A 26,310-nucleotide genomic window follows, 5' to 3' on the forward strand; every position below is an offset into this window, starting at 1 on the left:
CTCCGGTAGTGGGCAGACGATAGTGGGGATACTTCTTTTAGGCGAAAGCTTGCTCCGGGGCAACTCTGGTCGAACTGTCAGGGCGGGCGGTCTCTGGCAGAATACTCCCCCTGACGGACAAGCGAACAAGGAAACTCCATGGCTCACCTGCTGCGCATCGTGATGATCCACGGCCACCTGGAAGGGGTGGTCGAACTGGATGTCGATGGTCACACCAATATCTGTGGCACCAATGCCTCGGGCAAGACCACGCTCCAGCGTCTGGTGCCGGTGTTCTACGGTGAGCTGCCCAATAAGGTGGTACCCAAGACCCGCAAGAAGTTCGACGCCTTCTATCTACCCCACGGCAACAGCTACCTGATCTACGAGTATCGTCGCGAGGCCGGCAATGTCTGTCAGGCGGTGCTGACGCGCAAGTCCGATGGCGGCATCGAGTACCGCTTTATTGGCGCGCCGTATCAGCCCGGTCATTATCTGGTGGAAGCCAACGGTGGCGTGACAGCACTCGGCTACAGCGATTGGGCCAGCCAGTTGAGGCGAGATAACGTGCCGATGTCCGCCAAGTTGACGGCCACCTCGGAGTACCGCTCCGTCATCCAGAACGACTTCACCCATCAGCAGGGCAACCGCAAGGACAGTCTGCGACTGCGCCAGATGGCCGCCCAGTTCAGCCTGGTCAAGCCTGAGCGTCGTATCCGCCATATGGAGAAGTTGATCAGTGCGGTGCACGCCAAAGAGGGCAAGATGGACACCCTCAAGACCATGCTGGCGGCGATTTTCGAGGAGGACGGCGTCGAACTGCCGGTGACGCGCATCCGCAGCACCAAGGCGCGGGAGTGGATCGCTCAGATGCGTCAGTCCAAACGCCTGGAGCCGCTGGAGCGGGCGTTGGCGAAGCTGGATGAGCTGGACCATGAGGTGGCCGAGCGCGAGACCATCTTGTGGCAGTTGAAGCCCCAGCTCGAGGCTGACCGCCACCGCGCCGAGCGCACCTTGGCCGACACCGAGGCGGAGATCGCTCGCCGCAAGCAGGAGTTTCAGGAGCGTGAAGCGGAATATGGCCACCTGCGCGACGCCTTGAATGACCGTCTTAGCGAGATGACCAGCGAGCTCGAGCAGACTCAGCGGGAGCTGTCGGATCTGCAGGACACCTTCGAGGCCTTCGAAGAAGCCGACATGCCGGCGCTTGAGCGAGACGTCCAGTCGCTGCCCCAGTGGCGCGACCAGAGTCAGCAGTTGCGCGAGCACCTGGCGGTGATGCAGTCCGCCTTTCAGGAGCACCAGTCACGGCTTGAGGGCCGGCTGCGTGAGCTCGCCGATGAGCTGGCCCGCCAGCAGGAGGAGGCCCAGGCCCGTATCGACGAGTTGGGCGAGACCAGGGAAGAGCTGCGCAATCAGCAGTGGCAGCAGCAAAGCGAGCTGGAGCAACGCTACCAGTCCCAGCGCCAGGAGCTCGATGACAGCTACCGTGAACGCCTCGACGCAGGGCTTCAGCGGGTAGCCGAACTGAAGGCGCAGCTGTCGGCCAGTGCCGCCACAGCAGAAGAGATGCAGGAAGCGGAGCTCGCCCAGGCGCGCCTCGACCAGGCCCAGAGCGATCGTGACGCCAGCGGGGAAACCCTGAGTGCCCTGCGCGAAGAGTACGACACGCTCAAGCGCAGTCGAGACCAGGCGGAGCAGGAGCTCAACGACGCCCGTCACCAGCTGGCCAAGGCCGAGGCACACTGTCACGCGCTGCACCAGCAGCGTGATCCCGCGCAAGGCACGCTGCGCCACTTCCTGCGCTATCACCGACCGGGCTGGGAACAACGTCTGGGCAAGGTGATCGCGCCTGAGCTGCTGGAGCGTCGCGACCTGTCACCCAAGGTCGGTGAACACGACCACGATGAGCTGTTCGGCGTCGGGCTCGACCTGGCCGCGGTGGACGTGCCGGAGTACGCTCAGGATGAGGCGAGCCTGGTCGTCGCCATCGAGCAGGCCGAGGCCGCGCTGGTGCGCGCAGAGAACGCCGAACAGGCCGCCGAGCGTCAGATGAAGGCCTGCAACGAGCGGGTACAGTCTGCCGAGGACGCCGTGCGGCGAGCGCGCATGGAGGTCAAGCGCGCCGAGTCGGAGGTGGACTACGCCCGGGATGCGCGCAGCCAACTGCAGGAGCGCCATGCGCGCCAGCAGAAGACCCGGCGTCAGGCGCTGGAGGAGTCACTGGCCGCTCAGCAGGCGAGTCATGATGACCTCAAGCAGGAAAAAGGTGATGCCCTCGACACTCTGGCCAAGACCCATCAGGCGCAGCTACTGGAGGTGAAGGCCGATGCCCAGAGCCGCCTGGATGGCATCGACGACCAGATCCGCCAGCACAAGCAGTACCTGAGCGACCAGAAGCAGGAGCACCAGCGCCAGCGCCAGGAGCTCGAGGCCGCCTTCGATCGTGAGCTGCAGGAGCAGGGCGTGGACCTGGACTCCCTCAGGGATACCAAGGCGCGGCTTGCCGCCTTGGATCAGCGCATCCGCGACACCGCCGGCCGTCAGGAGCAGCTGGAGGACTATCGCCGCTTCATGCGCCTGGACTGGGGTCAGCGCAAGCCGCAGCTGGTGGAGAAGGAAACCCGTCTGATACGTGACAAGGAGACCGCCGAGCGCGAGCGCGAGCAGCGCAAGGCCGAGTTCCAGTCTGCCCGCAGCGCCCACCAGCAGGCGCTGGCGGAGTTGTCCACCCGGCGCAGCACCGAGAGCGGCATCATCGACGCCCTCAAGCCGCTGCTGGTGCAGGTCGAGCAGCTGCCGCTGGACCCAGCTCCGGCGCCCCAGAGTCAGGCACCCGGGGATGTGCACGAGCGTATCGAGCGAGCCCACCGAGCGCTAAGCGAGCGTGCCACCGAAATGGATGCCCTGCGCAAGGGGTGCGAGCAGGTCGAGGGGGAGCTGATCAAGGGCGCCAGCGCTGGCTTTATCGATACCTTGAGCGCCGAGCGCGACAAGCTCCGCGATGAGCTCCAGGGTAGCGCCGACGTCGGTCCTCGGCAGCTGTTGCCGCTGCTGCGCGGGATGCTTACCCTGCTCGAAGACCAGCAACAGCAGCTGGTGCAGCAGGGACGCAACCTGGGGGCGGACCTCGACAAGTTCTTCACCGTCTTTCGCGACCTCAACCGACGCATCAGCGCCCAGAGCCGACGGCTATCCGAAGAGGTGGCCGACGACCTGCGCCTGGAAGGCATCACCAAGGCCGAGGTCAAGATCCAGTCCACCATCGACGAGCTGGGTTTCTGGGAGCCGCTCAAGCGCTTCGCCCAGGACTATCGTGACTGGCAGGACGCCGGTGGCCTGCCCGGAGACGACTACCTCAATGCCCTGGCCGATGTGGTCGACCTGCTGCGCAGCGACCAGCAGTACAGCTTCGAGAGCCTGCTGCGCCTGGAGCTGCACCTTAATGAAGGCGGCACCGACCTGGTGATCAAGAACGACCGCCAGTTGCTCGAGTCGTCGAGCCACGGCATGGCCTACCTGATCCTGTGCAAGTTCCTGCTGGCCTTCACCCGCCTGCTGCGCGGCCAGGCCGAGATCAGCGTGCACTGGCCCATCGACGAGATCGGCACCCTGGCCTATCACAACGTCGAAAAACTGTTCGAGGCCTGTGACAGCAATCACATTCACATCGTCGGCGCCTTCCCCAACCCGGAGTCCGATGTGCTGCTGCTGTTCCACAACCGCTACCTGATCGACCGTGACGCCAGTGATCCTCGCCGCCGTCGACTCAAGCGCATCGAACCCCGGCTCAGCAAGCTGGCCCAGCGACTCAAGCAGCGCAGTGAAGAGGAGCTCACCCTATGATCGAACACGGCCCCCTGCTGGAGCGCCTTTTGGCCGGCGAGTTCATCTGCGCGATCAGCGACGAGAGCGCCTTTCGCAAACTTGAAGACGACGACGTTCGCGAGCAGATCGACACCTACCTGCGTCCGCTCAATCGCCGTCTGGCCAGCAACGAGGACCGCAGCGTCCACTTCCTGGCCTGGCGGCAGCTAAACGAAGACGCCCGCGAGCAGCTGTCGCGCCAGCTGGGCGATACCGTCAACAGCCTGCTGCCGCTGCTGGAGTGGCTGCAACTGGTACAGGAAGCGCTGGGCCAGGATGCCCTGGCGGCGCCTGGCGATGTGCTCAAGCCGGCGGAGTTCAGCGCTCGCTGCGAGGACAACCAGAGTCTGCGCGAACGCCTGGAGCGCCTTGCCACCGATCCTTTTTTCGGTTCCCAGAGCGAGCAGCTCGACGCCCAGATGAAGCAGGTGTTCAAGCGACTCAAGGAACACGGCTACCTGCTGCAGCCCCACGCCGATCGTCAGGTCTATCTGGTCACCGGCAAGATCGATTATCTGGTCGAGCTGGTACGCTTCATTCGCGACGAAGAAAGCCTGCCGGTGGATGATGAGGCGCCGGCCCGTCAGGAGTCCCTGCTATGAGCGAGGAACACACGCTCGAAAGCCGGTTGATGGCCACCGGCACCGAGCGTCTCTCCTTGCTGGGACGCTACGCCGACGTCCTGATGCAGGGCTACTCCCGTGACGAGGTGCCGCTGGAGCCGCTGACTGACGGCGCCCTGCGCAAGCTGCTGGCGGCGCGCATCCTGTGGCGCCCAGACGAACACGGAGCGGTCAAGCTGACCCCCAAGGTGCGCGAGCTGATCGCCGAGATGCTGGCCGATGAGACCCGCCGCCACGTCAACGCCGACGTCGGTGAGACCCTTGAGCAGATTCGCAACCTGGTACAGAGCTATCGTGAAGCGGTCAATCGCGGTGAGCACTACCAGCAGGGGCCCCTGATGCTGCGCTTGCGCCAGGAGGTGGACGACCTCAACGGCCGCTTCGCCGACGCCATCGATAGTCTGTGGCAGCGCCTCAACAGCGACTTTGGCTTTGTCAGCCGCCTTAACGACAAGATCCGCGAGAACGACCGTGCCCAGAAGCAGATCGTGCGTCTGCTCGACGGCATGGCGTTGATCGACTTCGAAGAGCTGATCGAACTGGTGGGCAGTGATGGGTCGTTGCGCAAGCTGCTGATCAGCCAGCTGCAACAGCAGCTGAGTCTGCACTACACCAACCTGCGTGAGGTGCAGGGGCGGCTGATCGAGCTGATGGCGCGCTTTCGCCAGCAGCAGCAGCAGAGCCGACTGGTGGCCGGTATGGCCGCCTTCCTGCGCGAGCATCCGGGGTTTATTCCCGGCAACTACACTCGCAGAAGCGAGGTGCCAGAGCTGTTCAATCGGGCAAGCCCCTTGCAGGCAGCGGGTTCGGTGGCCCTGGACCACCATCACGACAGCGACACGATCGCCAGCCTGCTGCACGCCTTGCCGGTTGCGGTTCACCGCCCCGAGATCGTCGAGGCCGCCGGCCCCGCCCAGGTGGAGGAACAAAGCCTGGTGGAGGCCCGCCAGCAGGCGCTGAAGCAGGATGTAGAGCGCTTCTACCTGGACGTGGTGGATCGTGGCACCGCGCAAGGAGGGATTCCGGGAGATGTCAGTGCCCTTGAGTACCTGGCCGACAGCGCACTCGAATGGGATCAGGAAATCTGGCTGTTTCAGGTCATCGCCGAGTACCAGGGGCTGCCGCGAGAAGAGCAGCGTGCCTTTCGGCTGATCCCCGAGGAAAGCCCGGCAGGCCCCTTCAATGACGTCCAGCTGATTCACGACGTCAGCTTGGTGCTGGCGGTGTAGTGTTGATGGGCAAGGAGCTGAAGTCGGCGGACTACGCGGTGCTTTCGCGCATCGCCCAGGAACTAAAGAAGTCTCCGACGGTAGAACGCACGCGTTCGATGAAGGCCATCAGGGCAATCGAGGCTTGGTGTGAGGCCCATGATGTGGAGCTTGGCGACTATCGCTGGGGGAACATGCTGCGCTTTGACCGGCGCCTGCTGGCCACCATCGATGCCACGCTTGAAAGCCTCGATCAGCCCCGACTGGGGCAGTCGCTCAGCGGTTTATCCACGCGGGAACAGGCGAAGTTCGGGTCTAAGGAAGACAAATACGTGCGCGAGCCACCCCGTCGCTATCGGGTGTTGGTGAGTGTTCCGGCAACGCCGCGGGTCGGTTTTCCCTTATGTGTGAGGGAGGCCCTTGATGTCGATGGTCGAAAGCTCGAGCTTGCGGCCTTCGACGCCCTGGTGCAGGTCGAGAATCTCGATAGCCACTATGACCTGAACGTGATGCAAGAGGAGCTAGGTGGCTTCGCCAATCCGCTGGTGGTCTATCGCGGCGACAGTGCCTATCGCCAGGGCTTCGATCAATTGGCGGCGGCCTGGGCACAGGGCTTTGATGAGCCGCGACCGCATCTCTATCTCGGTGACTTCGATGCCGCCGGCGTTCGCGAAGCACTTTCCAGCGGCGCCAGCCATCTGTTGCTGCCACCATTGGACTGGCTCGCGCAGCGGGCCACGCCGGATCATCAGCTCGCCGAGCAACTGCCGCGGCATGAGGGGCTGATACATCATCTTGAGAGTCTGCCCGCTGGCCACCCGCTACGCGACTATCTCGCGCTGATCCTCGATGAGCAGCGCGGCCTGCTCCAGCAGTGGTTTGAAGGCCCTCTCAAGGCCGTGGCACTGCGCTGAGTCTGCGACAGGGTTGCGCAGGCGGGTTTTGACGCTTCCCTGTTTGTCGCCTAGATTGACATATATCTATGTCGTAATGGGTGTCAGATATGTCCTTTGAGATTCGTGAAGCGGTGAATGCCGAGGGCTATATCAGCGCCGATGCCTTGCCCAAGGCGCTTCATATAACGAAAAGCGAATTTGCTCGCGCCATCGGGCTCAGCCAGAGCGCCATCGTTCGCAAGGAGCGGCTGCAGGCCGTCTCGACGCAACAGCGGTTGCGCCAGGCCTATGAAATACTCAAACGCATCGAGCCCTGGGCTGGCTCGATCAGCGCAGCCTGGTCGTGGTTTCGCAGCTACCCGATTGCGGCCCTGGGCGATATGACGGCGGAAGAACTGGTCAGGCGAGGTCGAGCCGATGATGTACGCGCGTATCTGTCGCATATCGCCGAGGGGGGCTATGCGTGAGCCTGCGGAGTCACGGCTTTCACTTCAAAGGACTGGTGTATCGAGGGCACAACCCTCTCTGGCAGCACGCACCTGAATCCGGAGATGGGGCGGCGCTGAATGGCGGGCGCTGGAACCGTGTTGGCCAACCCGCACTCTACACCTCAGCGCGGTTCGAGACCGCCTGGTTGGAAGCGCAACAGGGAATGCCCTTCAAGACACAGCCGCTGACGCTGTGTACCTATGAGGTCGACTGTGGTCCGCTGCTTGACCTGTGTGATCGGGATGTCTGTGCCCTCGTCCATCCCGACGTGGACAGCTGGATGCACGAGGCCTGGCTGGCGAAGAGGCTCGCACGTCAAAGCGTGCTCGCCTGGGAGATTGCCGACGAGCTGATTCGGCAAGGCATTGTCGGCATACGAGTACCGTCGCAGGCGACGGGGGCCGGTGCCCGTGACGTCAACCTGGTGTTCTGGAAATGGTCTCGCTCTCGCCCGACCAAGGTCAGGGTGATCGATGATGAGGGGCGGCTGAGCCGCTGAAGTAGCGTATCGTCAGCGCCACAGTTCGAGATGTCCAGCGCAGCCAGTTATCCCGTGTTGCCCCTCAACGTTTTCCTTTCTCCTGCCCACTCTCCCTTTCCCTTTCCCTTTCCCTTTCCCTTACCGCTTTTCGCTACAACTGCCGCCGCCAGCGATTCTCGATGGTGTCCAGTTCGGCGGGGCCGTACAGCGCCTGATCGTGGCCGCCGTAATGGGCCCACAGCTGGTCGCCGAAGTCGAAGTGCCACCATTCGCTCGGTAGGTTGGTGAATCCCTGAGCGGTCATGGCGTGGTACAGCAGGCGACGGTTGTCCCGCGCCGCGCGCTCGTCATCGGTCAGCGTGGCCTTGTGTTCCAGAAAAGCGGTGTGGGAGGCCGGCAACGCTTCGTCGAACAAGGTGCCCATGGGCAGCGGCAGGCCATCGGCATCGCACAGGGTCACGTCGACGGCGCCGCCGCTCAGGTGCGGGCTCGGCGCATCGGCACGGGTGCTGGGTTCGGCCACAAACTCACGGGTACGGTTTAGCAGCTCAGCCTCATCAATGTCTGGATGGTTGCCGCGAATGGCTTCCATCAAGGTGTCGAACAGGTACTGCTGAACTCGCCACGGACGCCAGCCGTCCAGCACGATCAGACCTACGCCGTCAGGCAGCGAGCGCGCCGCCGCCAGCACGCGGCGATAGACGCCTTCACGCAGATAGCACTCGTTGATGGCGCCAGGAATTCCCAGGCGGGCGTAGGCGGGAAATACCTTGACCGGTGATGGGGCCAGGCTCATGGGCACCAGGGGCTCATCCAGCCCCTGAATGGGAATCTGGCGCAGTTGGGCCCAGGAAGGCTCAGCGGATAGAGGAATCGCCATGGCTGGGGTCTCGGGATGTGCATAGGGATGACGGTCGTCACCGCTGTTATTGATGCCGTTGTTGCAGCTCTCGTTGCAGCCTTCGTTGGAGGTCATGGAGGTTCTCATCCCAGAGCGGTCGGAAGCCATAGGGTCAGGGAGGGCACCAGGATCAGTGCCACCAGGACCAGCAGGGCGATGACCACGAAGGGCCAGATGGTACGAAACAGCGCGGTGATCTCCAGCCGGCTGACGGCAGCGGCGACGAATACGCAGGCGCCCATCGGCGGCGTGATCAGCGCGATGGTGATGTTGAGGGTGATGATGATACCCAGGTGGACCGGGTCGATGCCTGCCATCATGGCCACCGGCGCAAAGATCGGTGTCAGCAGCATCAGCGCCGAGACCTCTTCCATGAACATGCCGGTGATGAAGGTGATCAGGCTGAGCAACAGCAGAATGATCACCGGACTATCGACGTAGGGGGTCAACAGCTCGACGAACTGGTAGGGCACCTGGGCGTAGGACAGCAGCCAGCTGACCGTGCTGGAGGCGGCCATGATGACGAAGATGGCGGCGGTAAGGCGGGTCGTGTCGACAAACGCACGCCACAGCGCCAATAGATTCAGGTTGCCAGCCAGCACCCCATAGAGGGCCACGTAGGCCACGGTCAGCGCTCCTGATTCCGTGGGTGTGACCAATCCCATGACGATGCCGGCGACAATCAGGAAGGGGGCCATCAGGGCAGGCAAGGCGCCAAGGGCAGCCACCCCCAGCTGGCGCGCACCGGGCCAGCCATCACCCTTGGGCAGCCCCTTGCGACGCGCGTAGACAGCATTCATGGCCATGAAGGCGGCACCCAGCAACAGCCCGGGAATCACGCCGGCAAGGAACAGATCGCCCACCGAGGTGTTGGTCAGCGAGGCATAGAGGATCATGAAGATGCTGGGCGGGATGATCGGCCCGATCAGTGAGCTGCCCGCCGTCAGGCCAGCGGCGAAGGCCGTCGAATAGCCTTCCTTGCGCATCGCAGGGACCAGCAGAGAGCCCAGTGCCGAGGTATCGGCGACCGCCGATCCATTGACCCCCGCAAAGAACACGCTGGACACCACATTGACGTGGCCCATGCCGCCGCGCAGATGGCCGACCAACAGACGCGCCAGCGCCATCAGCCGGTCGGTCAGCTTCGAGGCGTTCATCAGGTTGCCGGCGAGGATGAACAGTGGGATGGCCATCAATGAGAAGGCATCGATGCCGCCAAAGAACTGCTGGGGCATCATGCGGGGAATCATCGACAGGTCGACGAAGGCGAAACCGACCACGGCGGTGGCCAGCAGCGAGATGAACAGAGGCAGGCCCAGCAGCACATGGACGACAAAGACCGCCAGCATGGCAAGCGTCATGATGTGGCCCCCCGGTCGTGCTGAGCGGCGTCGGCGTCGCCGTCCTGGGTCGGTAGCGGGAATGGACCATGGCACAGCGCCATCAGCGTCAGCAGCGCAAAGCCGAGCGGCACGGACATAACCGGCACGGCCCGACTAATGCCCAGGCCTTGGCTCTGGAACATCGCCACTGATTGCGCGTAGTGAAAGCTGAACCAGGCTCCGCCAGCGGCAAGTGCCAGGGTCAATAGCCACTGGTAGACAGAGAGGATGCGCCCCAGGGTGCGTGGAATCAGCCGCTCGATCAGCGCGACCCGCATATGACCGCCTTCGATCCAGACGCTGCCAAGGGCCAGCATGACCGCGCCGATGATCAGGTAGCGGGCCAGCTCATCGGTCCAGATGGGGGCCCCGCCGGCTAGATAACGCGCGGCCACACCATACAGCATGGCCAGCAGATCAATGAGCAGCAGTGCACTCGCGCTCCATAGCGATAGTCGCCGCAGCGCCATGACGGGCCGGCTTTGGGCAAGGGACCAGGACATGGGGAGGCTCTCCCACAGGTTGGTGAAACAGGATGAACCGGCCTCCTGGAGCGGAGGCCGTTGTACGTGCTGGAGCATTCTTCGTCTTGCGCTCAGGCCTGCGCACTCACGTCAGAGCACTCATGTCGCCATACCGATATCAGAGCGCTTAACGTTGAGCCGCTAATATCAGAGCGCTTGTTCAGAGCACCTATTCAGAGCACGTGTTAAGAGAGTCTGGGTCAGTGCACTGTGTGCCGGGCAGCCAGACGGTCGTCGACGCTGCCCGGTGTTCAGTACTAAGTGCTCAGGTCTCAGGTCTACTGGGCGCTGAGTTGAAGTCCGGCGTCGTCGAGCGCCATGTCGATATAGCGCTGTTCGATGTTCTGGTCCTTCAGCCACTCAAGATAAGCCGGCTGGCCCTGCTGGCGGAAGGCTTCCAGCTGCTCTGGGTTAGGACGAATGACCTCCATGCCTTGCTCTTCCAGGTAGGCAATGCGCTCATCGACCTTGGCCTGGTTCTGTTCGCGAGCAAGTTGGTTGGCTTCGGCGACCGCCTCACGGAAGGCAGTCTGGGTCGCCTCGTCCCAGCCATTGATCATGCTGGTGTTGCCCACCAGGAACTGGTCGGAGTACTGGATGTTGGCTAGCGTCAGGTAGTCCTGAACCTCATAGAGGCTGCCGAGGATGATATACATCGGCGGGTTCATCTGGCCGTCAGCGACGCCGGTTTTCAGCGCCATGTAGACTTCGGTCCAGGGAATGGGCGTGCCGGACGCGCCGAAGGCCTCATAAAGTGCGACCTGGCTGGGGTCCATGGCGCGGAAGCGCAGCCCTTCGAAGTCCGCCGGTTCGGCGATTGGCGTCTTGTCGTTGGTGAAGGCCAGGAAGCCGCCTTCCTCGACTACCGCCAGCAGTTCCAGTCCGGCGCGGCCCTCCAGGTCTTCCTGAACCGCTTTCCAGTAGCTGCCTTCGTCGAAGAACTGGCGAGCGTCATCGAAATCCTGGAACAGGAAGGGGATTGCGCTGACGAACACTTCGGGGACGATGGGCGACATGCCGGCGAAGGACGCAATGTTCAGGCTCGGCGACGCCATGGTCTGCTCCATGCGCTCCTGCTCTTCACCCAGCATGCTGTTGGGGTACAGCTTGAGCTCAAGCTCGCCTCCGGTCTTTTCCTCGACCAGTTCCTTCAAGTTGGTGGCGAACACGTGCACCGCGTTCTTGTCCGGGTCGGGAGCGCCGTTATAGCTCAGGTTGACGGTGGTTGCAGCCAGCGCTGAGGCGGCGGTCAACCCCATTGTCGTGGCGGTGGTCAGGGCAGCAAGCAGGGGCAGTGGACGAAACAGGCTCATGAGGGACTCCGGTGTTGTGGTGTTATTGTGCGGCAACGCTGTCTATCGATAACGAGACTAGGCGTTGTCGCGTTGACTAATCAAACCCCAAGGCGTTGATCTTTTGGCAACGCCAGCATGGTCTGGCGTTTGGCAGCACGTCGGACGGGCCCTCAGGCAACGCCGCTCTGGCGATGTGGGGCCAGCAGGCGTGGCGCATCATCGGCAAAGAAGCGCATGCCGCGACGCAGATGCGCCAGGCAGGCCTCTGCCGCCACCGGCAATGGCCGGCCTTGACGACTGACGATCTGAGCGCGGGCCCCGTTGAGCACCGGATGTGCCAGCGGCAGCACCTGAATCAACCCCTGGGCGATGTCATCGGCGACGGTCAACTCGGGCATAAAGGTGACGCCGCTACCGGACCTGACGAAATTCCTCAGGACGGTGACCGAGTTGGTATGCAGCCGTGAACGCAGATGGAGGCGCTCCTGATGGGCGACCTGGTCGACCATCTGGCGCATGCCAAAGGGGCTGTCCATCAGCCCCAGTGGCCAATCGCTGATTTCGGCCAGGGTCAATGGTGCCTGGCGCCGAGTCAGTGGATGGTCGGCAGGCACGATCAGATCCAGAGGGTGGCGGCGCTCCACATGACAACGCAGCAGCGGGTCCATGGGTGGCGCGTACAACAGGGCCAGATCCACCTCGCGGTCACGGACCAACGCCATGGCCTCGTTGACGCCAGCCATGACCACCACAATGTCGATGCCAGAATGCGCCGTCATGAAGGTCTGCAAGGGGGCATTGACCAGATCAGCGATAAAGCCCTCGCCGACGGCCACTCTGACCTCACCGCTATCCAGGCTCTGAAGCGCGCTCAGGCGCGACAGCGTTGCCGTTTCGGCATCGCATCGAGCGCGATGGTGTTCCACCAGCAGGCGGCCGGCTTCGGTCAGGGTGACGCCATCTGGGTGGCGGGTCAGCAATGGGATCGAAAGCTCTTCTTCCTGGCGACGGATCAAGCGACTGATGGCGGAGACGTCCACATTCAGGTGGATGGCTGCGCCCCGCAGGGAACCACGTCGCTGTACTTCGCACAGATACGCCAGAGCGCGGCCGTTGAGCATTGTCGTTCCTTATCGATGATGACCGGTGGTTGTCAGCATGTCGCAGGCAACTTGGCGAGGGTGACAGAGAGTGGCAGACTCTTTGTGCCCACAAGGCATAGACCAATAACCATAACGCAAAAAGGAACTTACGGATGCGATCGTTTTCTCGTCCTGTGCTATTGAGTGCCCTGCTGGGGCTCACCGCTTTGTCGGCTTCGACCCTGGTGACAACGGCCCAGGCCGACGAGCCGCTCAAGCTGGGGGTGGATATCCCGTTCGAGCCCTTCGAGTACCGCTTGCCTGATGGCACCCTGACGGGCTTCGAGGTAGAGCTTGGGGAAGAAGTGTGTCGGCGCATCCAGCGTCAATGTGAATGGGTCGAGCAAAGCTGGGATGGCATCATCCCGGGGCTGATGGCCCGCAAGTACGACGCCATCATGTCGTCCATGGCGATCACTGAAGAGCGTCGCCAGCAGGTGTTGTTCTCCGAGCCCTACTATTCCAACCCCAGCGTATGGGTGACGCTGCGCGGCAGTGAAGTGGATCCCGACGACCGTGCGAGCCTGGAGGGCCTGACCGTTGGCGTGCAGCGCGGCACCATTCGTGATCGCTTCATCACCGATACCTACGGCGACATCATGGAAGTGCGTCGCTATGCCACCGCCGAGGACCTGGCGCTGGACGTCAAGACCGGACGCCTGGACAGTGCCTTCATGTACTACCCGCTGGCGCTGGCCAACCTGCAGGTGGACGAAGCCGACAGCGAGGTAGTGGTCAGCTCCGAGCTGATCCGTGAGCCCAAGTCCTACTTTGGCCACGGTGTGGCGGTGGCGTTTCGTCCTCGCGACGAAGACCTGGCCGCACAGTTCAATCAGGCCCTGGCCGAGATCAAGGAAGACGGCACCTACGACGAGCTGATGCACAAGTACGTGGACTACGATATCAAGATCTGAGGCAAGAGCTGTGCTTCTGCCAGTTTAACGTCAACGGGGCAGCCTCTGGCTGCCCCGTTGACGTCGTTGCCTGGTATCAGCTGCCGTCCTTGGCGCCTGGCTCCAGAATCTCTCGCGCCATGTGCCGGCCCGCCTGGGTGAGGTGCAAGCGCTCACCCTCCTGCACGACAAGCTGGCGCTGGCGGGATAACTCAACCGCGCGACGCGCCCTGGCAGGTGTCCACATAAGATGCTCGCGCAGCGCCTGGGTCACGTTTTCCACTGCCTTTTCGGGGCCATCTTCGTGGTGATAGAGGTGCACCATCAGGGTACGGCTTTCGTTGAGGTCGCGCTGGCGGCGACGGCTCAGCCACTGGGCGCACAGGCCATAGCGCGGACCGAGCAGAAAGGCCAGAGCCAGGAAGACGCCGGTCATGACGGCCATCATGCCGCCAATCGACACGTCCCATGCCACCGCCAGCATATAGCCGGAGACGCTGGAGGCAGCCGCGATCAGCGAGGCATAGACAAAGATCTTCCAAAGCCGGTCGGTGAGCAGATACGCCGCGGATGGCGGAACAATGACAAAGGCCACGAACAGCACCGCACCCACGGCATCGAAGGCTGCGACGGCGGTACCGCTGGTCAACATCAGCAAGACGTAGAACAGTGCCGTGGGGGCGAAGCCTAATGCCTTGGCCAGGGCCTCGTCGAAGGTGGCGAGTTTCAGCTCCTTGTAAAAGGCCGCCACGAACAGCAGGTTGAGCAGGGTCATGGCGCCCATGGAGATCAGCGCACGGGGCACCTCCGCGCCTCCGATGGTCAGGGTATCGAGCCAGACGAAGCCGATTTCCCCCAGCAGCACCGTATGGGCGTCGATATGCACGTCGCTGGCGTAAAGGTTGATCAGCAGCACGCCCAGCGAAAACAGCACGGGAAACACCAGACCAATGGCGGCATCCTTCTTGACCCTTTGCGTCGAGACCAGCAGTTCGGTCAAGAAGACGGTAAGGATGCCGGTCAGCGCTGCGCCGATGATCTGCACCGGTCCGTTGGCCTGATGGGTCGCCAGCCAGACGACCACGATGCCGAGCACGATAGAGTGACCGATGGCGTCTGACAGCATGCTGGTCCCGCGCAGCACCAGAAAGGTGCCGACCAGACTAGAGGCGATGCCCACCAGCGCCCCGACCAGCATGATCATCAGTGGAATGTTGTCGAATAGGGTGGCCATTAGTGTGCTTGCTCCTGCCCGAGCGTCGCCAGAATGCGTTCTGCCTCCTGGCAGCCTGCTGGCGTCAGTACCCAGCGTTTGTTGTTGCCGGGCTCATGGGGGGGAGGGTCCTGCTCAATGATAAGTCCGCGAGCCATCAGACGGGCAAGAGCCCTGCGGCTATCCGCGCCCAGATAGGTGTCCAGCATGCGTTTTTCTGAGCGATAGTGGCGGTCTGCGTGATGGCTTGCCAGCTGGTAAAGCGTGGTCAGCACGCGCTGGTAGCGGAGCTGGCGTCGGTCACGTCGCAGCTTGAGGATCTCCCACAAGAAGCCACGTCTGGGGGCGAATAGCAGGGACACCAGGACCACGCTGGAAAGGCTCAGGATGATCAGCGGACCCGTGGCAAGGCCGGGGCCCGTGGCGCTGATGACGGCGCCCACGACACCGCCGAGAATGCCGAACAGCGCCGACAATGCCACCATCGACTCGAGCCGGTTGGCCCACTGGCGGGCGGCAACGGCAGGGGCGATGACCATGGCAGCCATCAGCACCACGCCGACCATCTGCAGGCCAATGACCACCGCCAGGGCGATCATGATCGTCATCAACCCATCCAGCAGCGACACCGGCATGCCTTGGGACGCGGCGAACTGGGCATCGAAGGACACCAGCTTGAACTCTTTCCACAGGCCGGCGACCAAGGCCAGGGCCACGCCGCCCACGGCAGCCATGATCCACAGGTCGCTTCTCAGCGTGGCCGCCGCCTGGCCGAACAGAAAGGCATCCAGGCCGCCCTGGGAGGCGTTGCCCGTGCCTTGAATGTACGTCAGCAGCACTACGCCGATAGCGAAGAAGACGCTCAGCGAGATGCCCAGGGCGGCGTCGGTCTTGAGCCGACTCATGCGGGTCAGCAGCAGCATCACCAGGGCAGCCAGGGAGCCAGTAAATAGCGCGCCAGCAAGAATGCTGCCCATTTCACGACCCCCGGCGATGATGAAGCCCAGGCAGACCCCTGGCAGCGCTGCATGGGACAGGGTATCGCCGAGCAGGCTCTGCTTGCGCAGCACCGCAAAAGAGCCCAGCACGCCGCTCACCAGTCCCAGCATGGCAGCACCGAGCACCACATTCTGCAGAGTGTAGTCACCGAGGAGGCTGGCCAGGCTCATCCCGGCACCTCCTCAGAATTGGCCGGGGCGCGTGGGCCGGGGATGGCACTGGTGACATCGTCAAGCAGGGCAATCTGGCCCCCATAGGCACGCCGCAGGTTGTCGGCGGTGTAGACCTCATCCACCGGACCTTGGGCGATCACGCGGACATTGAGCATCAGCATCCAGTCGAAGTAGCTGCGAACCGTCTGCAGATCGTGATGCACCACGATGACCGTCTTTCCCTGATCGCGCAGGCGCCTGAGGATATCGACGATGGCGCGCTCCGTGGTCGCGTCGACGCCGGCCATGGGCTCATCAAGGAAATAGACATCGGCGTTCTGCACCAGGGCACGGGCAAGGAACACCCGCTGCTGCTGGCCGCCGGAGAGCTGGCTGATCTGGCGCTCGGCAAAGCGTTCCATGCCCACCATCTCGAGCGCCGCCATGGCCTCACGTCGCTCGCGTCGCCCCGGACGCCTGAGCCATCCCAGGCGTCCGTAAAGTCCCATGGTGACGACGTCCAGCGCCGTGGTGGGAAAGTCCCAGTCCACCGTCGAGCGCTGCGGCACATACCCGACGCGGCGCCGGGCCTGGCGGTAGGGATGGCCGTGCAGGGTGACGTGGCCAGCGATGCTCGGGACCAGGCCGAGGATGCTCTTGATCAGCGTGCTCTTGCCGGCGCCGTTGGGCCCGACAATGGCGGCCATTACGCCGGGCGGCACGTCAAAGTCGATGTCCCACAATACGGGCTTGCCGTGGTAGCTGACGGTCAGGTCCTCTACGTGCAGGGCAAGGTTCGGTTCGTGCAGCTGCTGGCTCATGGGGTCGCTCCTGTCGCCGTCGCCCCGTCTGGCAGGGCGACGCGCGCTACATACTTAAGGTTCGCTGGGCATCTGGGTGGCTTGTGCCACTCGCTCGGTCCAGTCGGTGAGGCGGTCTGGCCAGGCAACGGTGTGTCCACCGAGTGCCGCGACAATCTGCTCGGTATTACTCTTCAGCATGCCGATATAGGTCCCTTCCGGGGTGTTCTCGTCGCCCATGGCATCAGAGTAAAGCTGCCCGCCGATAGCGATACGGTGGCCCTGGTCGGCAGCCGCATCGATGACCGCCTGCACCGTACGTGGGTTGATGGTGCTCTCCACAAACATGGCGGGTACCCCCTGGGCCACGACCTTGTCTGCCATGCGCCGAATATCGGCGACACCGGTCTCGGTGGCGGTGGAAAGCCCCTGAATGCCGGCAACCTCGATGCCATAGGCGCGGCCGTAATAGCCAAACGCATCGTGGGCGGTCAGCAGGATGCGTTGATCGGCTGGGATACTGTCGATACTGGCCTGGATCCACTCATCGAGCGCGAGCAGCGATGCCTGGTAGGCCTCTGCACGCGCATCGATCGCCGCAGCGCAGTCAGGGCGCTGCTCGCTGAGCAGGGCGGCAATGGTCGGGATGTTCTGGGCCCAGAGCGCCGCATCCATCCACAGGTGGGGGTCCACGCCGTAGGCGTCCTGGGTGTGGATAACCTGATCGTCGGTAATCGCCTGCTCACTGACGGCAGCGGTGGGCTTGATGCGCGAGAATCGCTCGAAGACCTTGCCCAGCTGACCCTCCAGCGAAAAGCCGCTGTAAAGAATCAGCTCAGCCTCATCGAGATCGTGCACGTCCCGGGCGCTCGCCTGGTAGAGATGTGGATCGATGCCCGGACCCATCATGGTGTTGACCGCAACACAGTCTCCGCCCACCTGCTCGACCAGATCACTGAGCATCCCGATGGTCACGACGGTGGCGAGGGGCGATACCTCCCCAGCGGTGTCATCCTGAGCATGGGCAAGGCCGATACTCGACAGGCTGGTAGCCGTCAGCAGCGGAAGCAGAAGGGCCGAACGACGCATGAACAGGACTCCCTTGATGATGGGCAAGCGCGAGTATCGCGCCAACGTGCCATTTGGCTATCATTTATAGACAAGGCTAAGTTTTGGCGAGATACAGGGCAATCGTCAAGAGGCGCGCCTCAATCGCATCAATGGACGTTGACTATATTTGGGCCGACGCCAGGCGTGGGCGCAGGGTTTGGCAGCGTTGAAGACTGTCAGGGCTCGAGGAAGCGCTCGAAGGCCGCCAGCGTTTCTGCGCTGACGTGATGTTCAATGCCTTCGGCGTCGACCCTGGCGGTTTCGGGAGTGATGCCGAGTTTGATCAGCACCGCTTCGACGATCTGGTGGCGTTCGCGACTGGCATCCGCCAGGGCCTGCCCCTTCTCGGTGAGGAAGATGCCGCGATAGGGCCGCTTGATGATCAGGCCTTCCTCGTCGAGGCGCTTGAGCATCTTGGCCACCGTGGGCTGGGCCACGCCCAGGCGACGGGCGATATCCGTCTGACGCGCTTCACCGCCGTCGGTGATCAGATCCGAGATCAACTCGACATAGTCTTCGATGAGCTCGGTGCGGCGAGCATCCCTTGCCTTGCGAAACCCCTCGACGTGGCTTTCAGGAGAGATCAGCGATGCGCGTTCGTCGTGGTTGAGGGGGTCGTTCATGGGGGATGGTATCGCCTCGGGTCAAGGTGTCCATCTTGCCAATTGGTGACAGTATTGCAAGTTTGGCGCTGTCGTGATGCCAGTTAGGCTGCCCTATTGTTGACTTGGCGCGGGTTCGGTCATCGGCAAGCAGGGGCGTGTCGCGAGTGCCAGGAACTGCTTGAGCGGAAGCGGGGCCGAGTAAAGGTAGCCCTGAAAGGAGCGACAGCCAAGCTCCAGCAGTCGCTCCTGTTGTGCAATGGTCTCGACGCCTTCCGCAATGACGCCCAGCTTGAGGGTCTGGGCGAGGGCGATAATGGTCTGGGCGATGGGGGCTGCGGTAGGGTCTTCGGTCAGGTCGCGAACAAACGCAACGTCGATCTTGAGCGTATCCAGGGGAAGCCGCTTGAGATACGCCAGAGAAGAGTATCCGGTGCCGAAGTCATCGATGGCGAAGCGCACTCCGAGATCACGCAGCTGGCCCAGAGTATCGATCACCGGATAGGCCTCTCCCAGCATCAGCGATTCGGTGAGCTCCAGGGTGAGCTGGCGGGCGGGGGCTCCGGTCTTGGCCAAGGCTGTCTTGACCCCGGAGACAAAATCAGCGCGTTGGAACTCTCGCGCGCTGACATTGACCGACAGAGTCCAATGTCGTCGGTGCTCATGCTGCTGCCACTCGGCCAGCAGCTGGCAGGTCTGGTGCAGCACCCAGTTGCCCAGGTCGACAATCTGGCCGGTTTCCTCCGCCAGGCTGATGAAGGTGCTGGGGGAGATCAGGCCGCGTTCGGGGTGTTCCCAGCGCAGCAGCATCTCGGCGCCGAGGATGTTGCCCAGATCATCCACCTGTGGCTGCATGTGAAGTCGTAGCTGATCTTCCTCGACGGCGGTCTTGAGCTGTCGCTCCAGCCTGAGGCGGGCGTCCAGTCGTTCAACCATGCAGGCTTCAAAGGCACAGGGGCGCTGTACCCCTTCGCACTTGCTTTCAAGAAGCGCCAGTCCTGCCCGCTTGAGCAGCTCGCCGACGCCAAGCTCTCCCCCGCGAAACAGCAGGAAGCCCCCGCTGACGTGGCAACTGTGACGCTCTCCGGCGAGGGAGTAGTCGCCGTTGAGGCTTTCCAGCACCTGCCGGGCCTTGCTGCGAGCTTGGTCCATGGCACTCTCTGGCGTCACTGACAGTCCGTCATAGAGCAGGGCGAATTCGTTGCTGGAAAGGCGTGCCATATCGCTCGGTTGTCTGGCCCAGGGCTTCAATCTGGCGGCCAGGGCCTTGAGCAGGCGATCGCCGGTGGCCTGCCCCAGGGCGTCGTTGATGCCCTTGAAGTTATCGATATCGACAAGCAGCAGCATGATATGGCGCCCGCTGACATCACTGGCCAGCTGCAGCGCATGGATGCGTTCTTGCAGCGAACTGCGGTTGGGCAGTGTCGTCAGGGCATCGTGATAGGCCTGATAGCGGATGCGCTGCTGGGCATTGTGGTGCGCCGTGGTATCACTCAGGGTCGCCACGAAGTGGCCTGCGCTGTCTTCTTCGGCGCGCACGCGGTTGATGCTCAGGCGTGCGGGAAAGCGATGGCCGGCACGATGACGAACCTCCACATCGCCGATCCAGGCGCCGTTCTCTTTCAGCGAACGCAGAATGTTGCCGCGATAGTGATCGAAACGCAGCAGGGTATTGAGGCGCAGCAGCGAGTGGCCCTGGAGATCGGTGTGCGGCACCCCGGTCAACGTCTCGAAGGCGTGGTTGCACATCACCATACGTGCGCGCTGGTCGAGCAGCACGACGCCATCGTGCATCGACTCGATGACATCCACCAGCTGACGCCGGGACACCTGCATGCGGGCGGCGCTGTCCTGGAGTTTGCGATCGACCAGCACCGACGCCAGCGCCGTCAATGCGAACAATGAGGCAAGCACGATAACGGCGATCGCCACAATAGCGTCATGGCCAGCACTGTGGGGAATCGCCTCCCAGCCTGGTTCGGGCAAGAAGTGCACGGCCATCATGGCCGAGTAGTGCATGCTGCAAATGGCCAGCGATGCCAAGGTTGCCGCGATGAGGCTGCCGAGACGAATGCCATGAAAGCGGGGTAGGTCTCTCGCGGCGTGAAAGCAATGAATACTGGCGATGCCGAACGGCAGAGAAATCAGCAGAGACAAGATCAGCGGAGTCGGCGAAAAGCGCATGCTCGCAGGTAGCTGCATGGCCGCCATGCCGGTGTAATGCATGGTGGCAATTCCCGCGCTGAGAATGCAGCCTGCGACCACCTTGTGAGCGGTGGAAAGTCCCTTGCGTGCCATGGCAGCAACCGCAATGAGCCCTGCTGCTATAGCGGGCAGCAGAGAGACCAGGGTCAGGCCCAGGCTATGATGGGCAGGAAAGGGCAGGCGATAGGCCAGCATGCCGGTGAAGTGCATGCTCCAGATGCCAAGTCCCATCATGGTGCCCCCGGCAAGCCACCAGATCTGACGGCGGTGCTTCCAGCGGGAGGCATTGACCCTTTCTGCCACGGCCATGGCAGAGTAGACCGACACCAGCGCCACCAGGCAAGACAGCACCACGAGCCAGGGAATATGTTCACCCTGGATGGCCTGGGCTACCTGTGGGTAGCTGATGAAAAGGGGAGGCATGAGGTAGAGGCGGTCTCTTGTGGGAAAGCCTTCGAACACACCCTCATTGATTAGCATGGCCTGGCGCGTAGGGCAAAGACTTGTTGAGCGAAGGACGTGCCAGGAGAGGCGGGGATCGTGCACATTTTTGTAGAAAACGGGCGCTGTGTGCCGCTTAAGAAGGGAGGAATGCCTTACATACTTCGCCGTCTAATAGTGCGGTGTTGTCCGTTGGGACGGGGGCGCCATGGTGCGCCCTTGTGCTGACCTAAGACCACGCCAGGCGAGCGCACAAGCCGCCCTGGGACCGATTGGAGAGTGACAGGCTCACGCCCTGTTGACGTGCCATGGCGGTGACGATGGAGAGCCCAAGACCACTGCCGGTCACCGATGAGTCGCTGGCTCTGTGGAAGCGTTCGCTCACGCGATTGAGGTGGCTCTCGGCGATGCCTGGACCACTATCGAGAATGCACAGTATCGGGCCGGAGGACGCCGATTCCAGGGTCACATGAACGGTGCTGTTGTCGCGAGAATAGCGCAACGCATTGTCCATCAGGTTGCGCACCATGATGCCGATCTCGGTGGCGTTACCGGCAACGAAGACGTGGGGCAGATCGACCAGCTCGATGATTTGATTCCGGGTTTGGGCCAGCGGCCAGAGCTCCGCGGCCAGGTCCTGCAGCAGGGCGCGGAGATCCACCTGCTCATGTGCTGCACTCGAGTGTCGATCGACTCTGGCGAGCACCAGTAGCTGCTCGACCACGCGCTGCAGGCGCTCGACGCCCTGACGTGCCTTGGGCAGGGCGTTGCTCTCGCCAGCGATGGCATTGTCCAGGTGGATCTTCATGGCGGCCAACGGGGTGCGTAGCTCGTGCGCCGCATCGGCGGTGAACCGTCGCTCCTTCTCCAGGGCGGCCTTCAGGCGTTTCAGGAAGTCATTCAGGGCGCCCCTCAGGCCTCTCAATTCATCGGGTACGTCGAGCAGAATTTCGCCCAGGTCGCCGGAGTCACGGTGCTCGACTTGCTCGGACAAGCGACGGATTGGCGTCAGGCCGCGACGAATATGGCGCAGCACCAGCAAGAGGCAGAGTGGCATCAGCAGCACCATCGGCCACAGCTGGTTAAGGGCAATTCTCTCGATGATGTCGGAGAGAAACTCCCGCTCGATGCCGATCTGCAACCATAGCCCGCGGGAGTCATCGTGCAGGGCGAACACTCGCCAACGCGATGCCTCCAGCGATCGCCAGCGGAAGCCTTGCTCGACGGGCGCGGTCATCTGAGCCTTGGCATCATGCCAGCCTGGGCCGATCAGCAGGGGCTTGCCGGCATCGTTCCACAGGCCAAAGCCGACCTTGCGTTCTTCATGGTGAAAGGTCTGTCCGTCAGCCTGGTCGAGGCTGCGTACCGCACCGCTTTCGGCGTAGAGCCTGGTGCTTGCTTTACGTTGATCCATCCACTGTGCCAGGCGCTCGTAATCTTCCGCCTCAGGTTCGGCGGGGAGCATGCTCATCAACCCGCGACCGGTGATGGCCAGCTGCGCATCAAGAATTTCTTCCAGCTCGTTCTGCGAGATCAGCCAGGCGGCGATGACCGAAAGAATGGTCACCAGGGTCAGCGTCAGCGCCAGGGTTCTGAACAGGTAGCGACGAATCGACATCATGGGGAAGGCGCCAGGAAATCGGTGTTGAGGCGGTATCCGATGCCGCGCACTGTGGTGATCATTTCCTTGTGAAGCTTCTTGCGAAGGTGGTGGACATGCACTTCAAGTGCATTGGATTCGAGCTCCTCGCCCCAGCCATACAGCAGTCCTTCCAGCCGGGGCCGCGACAGCACCTGGCCAGGGTGCCTGGCAAGTTCAGACAGCAGGGCAAATTCGCGTCGGCTCAGGGTGACCTGGTGTCCCTGCCAGTCCACAAGGTGTCGAGCTTCATCGATGGACAGGCAACCAATGTCGACGGTCGAGCTGGCGCGCCCGGCGGCGCGCCGCGTGATGACACGCAGGCGGGCCAGCAGCTCCTGCAGGTCAAATGGCTTGAGCACGTAGTCATCGGCACCGGCGTCCAGTCCTTGAATGCGGTCCTCGATGGCATCTCGAGCGGTCAAGATAAGAACGGGCAGAGAGCTGGTAAGGCGCAGGCGACGCAGTAGATCGACCCCATCGCAGTCCGGTAGACCCAGGTCCAGAACCATGACCGAAAAGGGTTCGCACGCCATGGCCCGGAGCGCCTGAGAGCCCTGGGTAAACCAGTCCACGGCGTAGCCCTCACGCTCCAGCGCGACCTTGATGCCGTCACCCAGCAACGGGTCGTCTTCCACCAATAATGCTCGCATACCCCAGATCCTCGCCCGGCACGTTGCCAACGTCGTCAGTATGACGGAGGTGGCCTTAAGGCAGTCTTAAGTTTTGGCCATCTATTGACCTGGGGACAGGTGTCTCATTGCAAATCTTTCCACGCGAGCTCCATTGGGGAGCGCTCGCTATCCGTCAATGGTGTAGAGGTCTAAAGAGGCAGGCTTCGGGATGACCTAGTCGTGGTCGCGAAGTGCGTAGATGTAAGCGTCAACCTGGCTGCCGTCTTGCTGAGTGACGGTGACCAGTACGCGTTGGTACTCAGGTCCCTCGAACTCATCGAGCTCTTGCCAGTGGTGCTGCAAATTGTCTGATTCGAAGACATGACCGCTGATCAGCTCACCTTGTGCGTCCGGCACCATGCCGGGAGAGCCCATGGCGGCTCCCCAGCCGGCCTCCAGCAGCCGTCCACGGGTAGTGCCAGCCACCCATTGCCCGCCAATCCGCTGCATCACATGTTCGTTGGGGCGCCCTGGGCCCAGTGTGCCGTAAATAAAAAGGCGGTCCATCGGTAGGCTCCTGATGATGGGAAATAAAGCGAGATTTTGCAGATCTTGGCATTGCCACACAAGCGGGGCCCTGTGTAATGCCTGGCAGAAGCGCTGGCAGACGAACTCAGGGCATGGGAAGGGGCGTGTACGTGCCGACATTCTCCCGCGGCCTGTCTCTGATGCCTGCAGTCCCCCCCTGGGGGAAGTTCTTTTGTCGGTGTTGGTGGAGGCGTCGGGAATCGAACCCGGGGTGTGTAGAAAGCGCCGACACTCGACCTGGGGTGCGCTGTTAAACGAAAAATGCCACCGCTAAGGGTGGCATTTTTCTGGTGTTGGTGGAGGCGGCGGGAATCGAACCCGCGTCCGCCGACACTCGCCCATTGGCTCTACATGCTTAGTTCCGTCATTTTGTTTAACGCCTCAGGCTCCGACGGGCAGGATCCTGAAACGCGATTCCTCGTATGTTTAGCGATTGACGAGAGGACAGCGCCAACCGCGATCTCACCTATCTTGGCTCATAGCCCATTGGCAACGGATGAGCGCGTCGCCGCCGGGTAGGACAAGAAGCTAACAGGTTTTAAGCTGCCAGCGCGCCCTGAGCGTAGTTTTCGTCGTTTGCGACTATTTAATCGTGATGTTGGATTTACGAGATACATCACGCTCTCGGCATGCACCTCAGGGGTTGTCATCGGCGTCGAAACCATGTCGCCCCCGTAACGCCCCGCCAGTGTACCAAAGATACTGCGGGAAGTGCCAGATCTGACGCTTCAGGCGCGATTTTGTTCCCTCATTACGCGACCTTTCTGCCGCTGCCAGTCCCGGTCTTTCTCGGTAGCGCGCTTGTCATGCAGCTTCTTGCCCGTTACCAGCGCAAGCTCGCATTTCACCCGGCTGCCTTTCCAGTACAGCTTGAGTGGGACGCAGGTGTGGCCCTTGTCCTGGGTGCGCGAAAAGATCTTGGCGATCTCCTTGCGGTGCAGCAGTAGCTTCCGTGTTCGTGTGGGGTCTGCCACTTCGTGGGTGCTGGCCGTGTTCAGTGGCATGATATGGCTGCCCAATAGCCATGCCTCACCATTCTTGACCAGGATGTAAGTGTCGGTGAGCTGGGCCTTGCCGGCGCGCAGGCTTTTGACTTCCCACCCCGCCAGCGCCAGGCCGGCCTCGAAGGTCTCATCGATGTGGTACTCGAAGCGTGCCTTCTTGTTCTGGGCGATGGTGTTGTTGCCAGGACCCTTGTCCTTTCCCTTCTTGCTGGCCATGGAACCTCTTTGATCTCTGAGTCGGTCCCGAGGACGTTATCGTCACCGGGGTGGCCTCTGATGCATCTGTCCATTCCTGCCGCTGCAGCAAGGCGACGACGGCACCGTCGAGCCTGGTGGCTGGATGACTCCTCGGTATTGCTCCTCGAAGAGGGAGTCCAGTCCGGCGGTGGAAGCGTGATACCATTCAAGGCCGAAACAACCGCTCATGATACGCCCTGGGCTTCTGGAAGTCAGCGGAGAGGTCAATGCCAACCGTCAATCGATCCGCCATGGTGCGGCACACTCCCAAGCAGATGTTCGATCTGGTGAACGATTTCGAAAGCTATCCTGAGTTCCTGCCGGGATGTCGCCGTGCCCGCCTGGTGGAGGAAGAGCCTTCACACCTGGTGGGGGAGATGACCCTGGGCAGGGCCGGGATCGAGCAGACCATTGTGACCCGTAATGACCTTCACGAGCCGGAGCGGATTGAGCTGTCGTTGGTAAAAGGGCCGTTCAAGCGCATGAGCGGGCGCTGGAAGTTCACTGCTATGGGCGACAACGTGTGCAAGGTCAGCCTGGAAATGGACTTCGAGTTTTCCAGTCGGCTGTTGGGCATGGCGTTCGGCAAGGTCTTTCAGCAGATTGCCGGCCAGCAGGTAGATGCCTTCACTCGTCGTGCTGATGAGCTGTATGGACGCTGACGCTCCCGCGACGGCACAGGAGCGCATCACGGTCGAGGTCGCCTTTGCCTTGCCGCACAAGCAGAGGCTGGTGGCGCTGCGACTTCCGGTTGGGACGACGGCCACTCAAGCCGTGGCGGCGGCACATCTGCCGGCGCTGTTTCCTGAATTGCCTGCAGACACCTTCACCGATGCCAGCCTTGGCATCTTTGGCAAGACGCTGCGTGACCCGTCGCAGCACGTGCTGCGTAACGGAGACCGTGTCGAAGTCTATCGCCCGCTGAAGATTGATCCAAAACAGGCCCGCGCGCAGCGCGCAGCCCGCGACCGCTGAGATGATCAGCGGTCGCGGGCCTGTGCGTCGGGGCTGCAGCCGATCCTTTCG

Annotated in this window: 24 protein-coding genes and 1 other RNA gene; 9 read left to right on the forward strand and 16 right to left on the reverse strand. The window is 62.4% G+C overall.

The window, feature by feature from the left end; genetic code table 11:
* The first annotated feature begins 138 nt into the window (after positions 1 to 138).
* The 6 genes from KUV41_RS18645 (at position 139) to KUV41_RS18670 (ending at position 7,561) form a co-directional block, all read left to right on the forward strand.
* A complete protein-coding gene (locus KUV41_RS18645; RefSeq protein WP_222484371.1) occupies positions 139 to 3,825 on the forward strand; it encodes an ATP-binding protein in 3,687 nt (1,228 codons plus the stop codon).
* Entirely contained in the window at positions 3,822 to 4,448 is a 627-nt protein-coding gene (locus KUV41_RS18650; RefSeq protein ID WP_222484372.1) for a condensin complex protein MksE, read from the forward strand. Before KUV41_RS18645 ends, KUV41_RS18650 begins: the two co-directional genes overlap by 4 nt.
* Positions 4,445 to 5,698: a hypothetical protein gene (locus KUV41_RS18655; protein ID WP_222486974.1), complete on the forward strand. Its 1,254-nt coding sequence runs from the start codon at positions 4,445 to 4,447 to the stop codon at positions 5,696 to 5,698. Before KUV41_RS18650 ends, KUV41_RS18655 begins: the two co-directional genes overlap by 4 nt.
* 5 nt (positions 5,699 to 5,703) lie before the next feature.
* Positions 5,704 to 6,591, forward strand: a complete 888-nt coding sequence (locus KUV41_RS18660) for a hypothetical protein (RefSeq protein WP_222486975.1) — start codon at positions 5,704 to 5,706, stop codon at positions 6,589 to 6,591.
* Between the two features lie 89 nt (positions 6,592 to 6,680).
* On the forward strand, positions 6,681 to 7,040 hold the full coding sequence (locus tag KUV41_RS18665; RefSeq protein WP_222162160.1) for an XRE family transcriptional regulator: 360 nt from the start codon (positions 6,681 to 6,683) through the stop codon (positions 7,038 to 7,040).
* On the forward strand, positions 7,037 to 7,561 hold the full coding sequence (locus KUV41_RS18670; protein WP_222486976.1) for an RES family NAD+ phosphorylase: 525 nt from the start codon (positions 7,037 to 7,039) through the stop codon (positions 7,559 to 7,561). The genes KUV41_RS18665 and KUV41_RS18670 overlap by 4 nt, the downstream gene beginning before the upstream one ends.
* A 133-nt stretch (positions 7,562 to 7,694) precedes the next feature.
* On the opposite strand, the gene KUV41_RS18675 is transcribed toward KUV41_RS18670, so the two are convergent.
* The 5 genes from KUV41_RS18675 to KUV41_RS18695 form a co-directional block, all read right to left on the reverse strand.
* On the reverse strand, positions 7,695 to 8,423 hold the full coding sequence (locus tag KUV41_RS18675) for a M15 family metallopeptidase (RefSeq protein WP_222162498.1): 729 nt from the start codon (positions 8,421 to 8,423) through the stop codon (positions 7,695 to 7,697).
* A 104-nt stretch (positions 8,424 to 8,527) separates the two neighbouring features.
* A complete protein-coding gene (locus KUV41_RS18680; protein WP_206942377.1) occupies positions 8,528 to 9,805 on the reverse strand; it encodes a TRAP transporter large permease in 1,278 nt (425 codons plus the stop codon).
* On the reverse strand, positions 9,802 to 10,329 hold the full coding sequence (locus KUV41_RS18685) for a TRAP transporter small permease (protein WP_206942379.1): 528 nt from the start codon (positions 10,327 to 10,329) through the stop codon (positions 9,802 to 9,804). The genes KUV41_RS18680 and KUV41_RS18685 overlap by 4 nt, the downstream gene beginning before the upstream one ends.
* A 299-nt stretch (positions 10,330 to 10,628) precedes the next feature.
* Positions 10,629 to 11,663: a TRAP transporter substrate-binding protein DctP gene (gene dctP / locus KUV41_RS18690; protein ID WP_222162158.1), complete on the reverse strand. Its 1,035-nt coding sequence runs from the start codon at positions 11,661 to 11,663 to the stop codon at positions 10,629 to 10,631.
* Between the two features lie 152 nt (positions 11,664 to 11,815).
* A complete protein-coding gene (locus tag KUV41_RS18695; protein WP_222486977.1) occupies positions 11,816 to 12,766 on the reverse strand; it encodes a LysR family transcriptional regulator in 951 nt (316 codons plus the stop codon).
* A gap of 134 nt (positions 12,767 to 12,900) precedes the next feature.
* On the opposite strand from KUV41_RS18695, the gene KUV41_RS18700 reads away from it, so the two are divergent.
* A complete protein-coding gene (locus KUV41_RS18700) occupies positions 12,901 to 13,701 on the forward strand; it encodes a transporter substrate-binding domain-containing protein (protein ID WP_206942385.1) in 801 nt (266 codons plus the stop codon).
* Positions 13,702 to 13,777: 76 nt separating this feature from the next.
* Here the strand turns inward: KUV41_RS18700 and KUV41_RS18705 are convergent, their stop codons facing one another.
* The 11 genes from KUV41_RS18705 to smpB all read right to left on the reverse strand — a co-directional run bounded on the left by KUV41_RS18705 (position 13,778) and on the right by smpB (position 25,263).
* On the reverse strand, positions 13,778 to 14,914 hold the full coding sequence (locus KUV41_RS18705) for a metal ABC transporter permease (protein WP_206942387.1): 1,137 nt from the start codon (positions 14,912 to 14,914) through the stop codon (positions 13,778 to 13,780).
* Positions 14,914 to 16,062, reverse strand: coding sequence for a metal ABC transporter permease (locus KUV41_RS18710; RefSeq protein ID WP_222486978.1), 1,149 nt, complete (start codon positions 16,060 to 16,062; stop codon positions 14,914 to 14,916). The genes KUV41_RS18705 and KUV41_RS18710 overlap by 1 nt, the downstream gene beginning before the upstream one ends.
* Positions 16,059 to 16,865, reverse strand: coding sequence for a metal ABC transporter ATP-binding protein (locus KUV41_RS18715; RefSeq protein WP_206942391.1), 807 nt, complete (start codon positions 16,863 to 16,865; stop codon positions 16,059 to 16,061). The genes KUV41_RS18710 and KUV41_RS18715 overlap by 4 nt, the downstream gene beginning before the upstream one ends.
* A 54-nt stretch (positions 16,866 to 16,919) precedes the next feature.
* On the reverse strand, positions 16,920 to 17,933 hold the full coding sequence (locus KUV41_RS18720; protein WP_222486979.1) for a metal ABC transporter solute-binding protein, Zn/Mn family: 1,014 nt from the start codon (positions 17,931 to 17,933) through the stop codon (positions 16,920 to 16,922).
* Positions 17,934 to 18,130: 197 nt separating this feature from the next.
* Entirely contained in the window at positions 18,131 to 18,577 is a 447-nt protein-coding gene (gene mntR, locus KUV41_RS18725; RefSeq protein WP_206942395.1) for a manganese-binding transcriptional regulator MntR, read from the reverse strand.
* A gap of 93 nt (positions 18,578 to 18,670) precedes the next feature.
* A complete protein-coding gene (locus KUV41_RS18730) occupies positions 18,671 to 21,184 on the reverse strand; it encodes an EAL domain-containing protein (RefSeq protein WP_222486980.1) in 2,514 nt (837 codons plus the stop codon).
* Between the two features lie 247 nt (positions 21,185 to 21,431).
* Positions 21,432 to 22,823 (reverse strand): ATP-binding protein, encoded by a 1,392-nt coding sequence (locus KUV41_RS18735; protein WP_222486981.1) that lies wholly within the window; start codon positions 22,821 to 22,823, stop codon positions 21,432 to 21,434.
* Complete coding sequence (locus KUV41_RS18740) at positions 22,820 to 23,494, reverse strand: response regulator transcription factor (RefSeq protein WP_206942402.1); 675 nt, start codon at positions 23,492 to 23,494, stop codon at positions 22,820 to 22,822. The genes KUV41_RS18735 and KUV41_RS18740 overlap by 4 nt, the downstream gene beginning before the upstream one ends.
* 195 nt (positions 23,495 to 23,689) lie before the next feature.
* Positions 23,690 to 24,022 (reverse strand): gamma-glutamylcyclotransferase, encoded by a 333-nt coding sequence (locus KUV41_RS18745; protein WP_206942404.1) that lies wholly within the window; start codon positions 24,020 to 24,022, stop codon positions 23,690 to 23,692.
* A 315-nt stretch (positions 24,023 to 24,337) separates the two neighbouring features.
* Positions 24,338 to 24,717, reverse strand: a transfer-messenger RNA (tmRNA) gene (ssrA, locus tag KUV41_RS18750).
* Between the two features lie 54 nt (positions 24,718 to 24,771).
* On the reverse strand, positions 24,772 to 25,263 hold the full coding sequence (gene smpB / locus KUV41_RS18755) for an SsrA-binding protein SmpB (protein ID WP_206942442.1): 492 nt from the start codon (positions 25,261 to 25,263) through the stop codon (positions 24,772 to 24,774).
* 248 nt (positions 25,264 to 25,511) lie between these two features.
* Here smpB and KUV41_RS18760 point away from each other — a divergent pair, with 248 nt between their 5' ends.
* Positions 25,512 to 25,946, forward strand: coding sequence for a type II toxin-antitoxin system RatA family toxin (locus KUV41_RS18760; protein WP_206942443.1), 435 nt, complete (start codon positions 25,512 to 25,514; stop codon positions 25,944 to 25,946).
* Entirely contained in the window at positions 25,936 to 26,259 is a 324-nt protein-coding gene (locus tag KUV41_RS18765) for an RnfH family protein (protein ID WP_222162153.1), read from the forward strand. The genes KUV41_RS18760 and KUV41_RS18765 overlap by 11 nt, the downstream gene beginning before the upstream one ends.
* Positions 26,260 to 26,310 lie beyond the last annotated feature (51 nt).

It is taken from the genome of Halomonas sp. DP8Y7-1 (assembly GCF_019801685.1).
In the GTDB taxonomy this organism is placed as follows: domain Bacteria; phylum Pseudomonadota; class Gammaproteobacteria; order Pseudomonadales; family Halomonadaceae; genus Halomonas; species Halomonas litopenaei_A.

Excerpts from the sequence above, each read along its gene's own strand:
- KUV41_RS18645 (WP_222484371.1), top strand. The coding sequence starts at position 139 with ATGGCTCACCTGCTGCGCATCGTGATGATCCACGGCCACCTGGAAGGG.
- KUV41_RS18765 (WP_222162153.1), top strand. The coding sequence starts at position 25,936 with ATGGACGCTGACGCTCCCGCGACGGCACAGGAGCGCATCACGGTCGAG.
- KUV41_RS18675 (WP_222162498.1), bottom strand. The coding sequence starts at position 8,423 with ATGGCGATTCCTCTATCCGCTGAGCCTTCCTGGGCCCAACTGCGCCAG.
- KUV41_RS18660 (WP_222486975.1), top strand. The coding sequence starts at position 5,704 with ATGGGCAAGGAGCTGAAGTCGGCGGACTACGCGGTGCTTTCGCGCATC.
- dctP (WP_222162158.1), bottom strand. The coding sequence starts at position 11,663 with ATGAGCCTGTTTCGTCCACTGCCCCTGCTTGCTGCCCTGACCACCGCC.
- KUV41_RS18715 (WP_206942391.1), bottom strand. The coding sequence starts at position 16,865 with ATGAGCCAGCAGCTGCACGAACCGAACCTTGCCCTGCACGTAGAGGAC.
- KUV41_RS18740 (WP_206942402.1), bottom strand. The coding sequence starts at position 23,494 with ATGCGAGCATTATTGGTGGAAGACGACCCGTTGCTGGGTGACGGCATC.
- mntR (WP_206942395.1), bottom strand. The coding sequence starts at position 18,577 with ATGAACGACCCCCTCAACCACGACGAACGCGCATCGCTGATCTCTCCT.
- KUV41_RS18705 (WP_206942387.1), bottom strand. The coding sequence starts at position 14,914 with ATGGCCACCCTATTCGACAACATTCCACTGATGATCATGCTGGTCGGG.
- KUV41_RS18685 (WP_206942379.1), bottom strand. The coding sequence starts at position 10,329 with ATGTCCTGGTCCCTTGCCCAAAGCCGGCCCGTCATGGCGCTGCGGCGA.
- KUV41_RS18760 (WP_206942443.1), top strand. The coding sequence starts at position 25,512 with ATGCCAACCGTCAATCGATCCGCCATGGTGCGGCACACTCCCAAGCAG.
- KUV41_RS18665 (WP_222162160.1), top strand. The coding sequence starts at position 6,681 with ATGTCCTTTGAGATTCGTGAAGCGGTGAATGCCGAGGGCTATATCAGC.
- KUV41_RS18655 (WP_222486974.1), top strand. The coding sequence starts at position 4,445 with ATGAGCGAGGAACACACGCTCGAAAGCCGGTTGATGGCCACCGGCACC.
- KUV41_RS18680 (WP_206942377.1), bottom strand. The coding sequence starts at position 9,805 with ATGACGCTTGCCATGCTGGCGGTCTTTGTCGTCCATGTGCTGCTGGGC.
- KUV41_RS18650 (WP_222484372.1), top strand. The coding sequence starts at position 3,822 with ATGATCGAACACGGCCCCCTGCTGGAGCGCCTTTTGGCCGGCGAGTTC.
- KUV41_RS18735 (WP_222486981.1), bottom strand. The coding sequence starts at position 22,823 with ATGATGTCGATTCGTCGCTACCTGTTCAGAACCCTGGCGCTGACGCTG.
- KUV41_RS18745 (WP_206942404.1), bottom strand. The coding sequence starts at position 24,022 with ATGGACCGCCTTTTTATTTACGGCACACTGGGCCCAGGGCGCCCCAAC.
- KUV41_RS18720 (WP_222486979.1), bottom strand. The coding sequence starts at position 17,933 with ATGCGTCGTTCGGCCCTTCTGCTTCCGCTGCTGACGGCTACCAGCCTG.
- KUV41_RS18700 (WP_206942385.1), top strand. The coding sequence starts at position 12,901 with ATGCGATCGTTTTCTCGTCCTGTGCTATTGAGTGCCCTGCTGGGGCTC.
- KUV41_RS18710 (WP_222486978.1), bottom strand. The coding sequence starts at position 16,062 with ATGAGCCTGGCCAGCCTCCTCGGTGACTACACTCTGCAGAATGTGGTG.
- KUV41_RS18695 (WP_222486977.1), bottom strand. The coding sequence starts at position 12,766 with ATGCTCAACGGCCGCGCTCTGGCGTATCTGTGCGAAGTACAGCGACGT.
- smpB (WP_206942442.1), bottom strand. The coding sequence starts at position 25,263 with ATGGCCAGCAAGAAGGGAAAGGACAAGGGTCCTGGCAACAACACCATC.
- KUV41_RS18730 (WP_222486980.1), bottom strand. The coding sequence starts at position 21,184 with ATGCCTCCCCTTTTCATCAGCTACCCACAGGTAGCCCAGGCCATCCAG.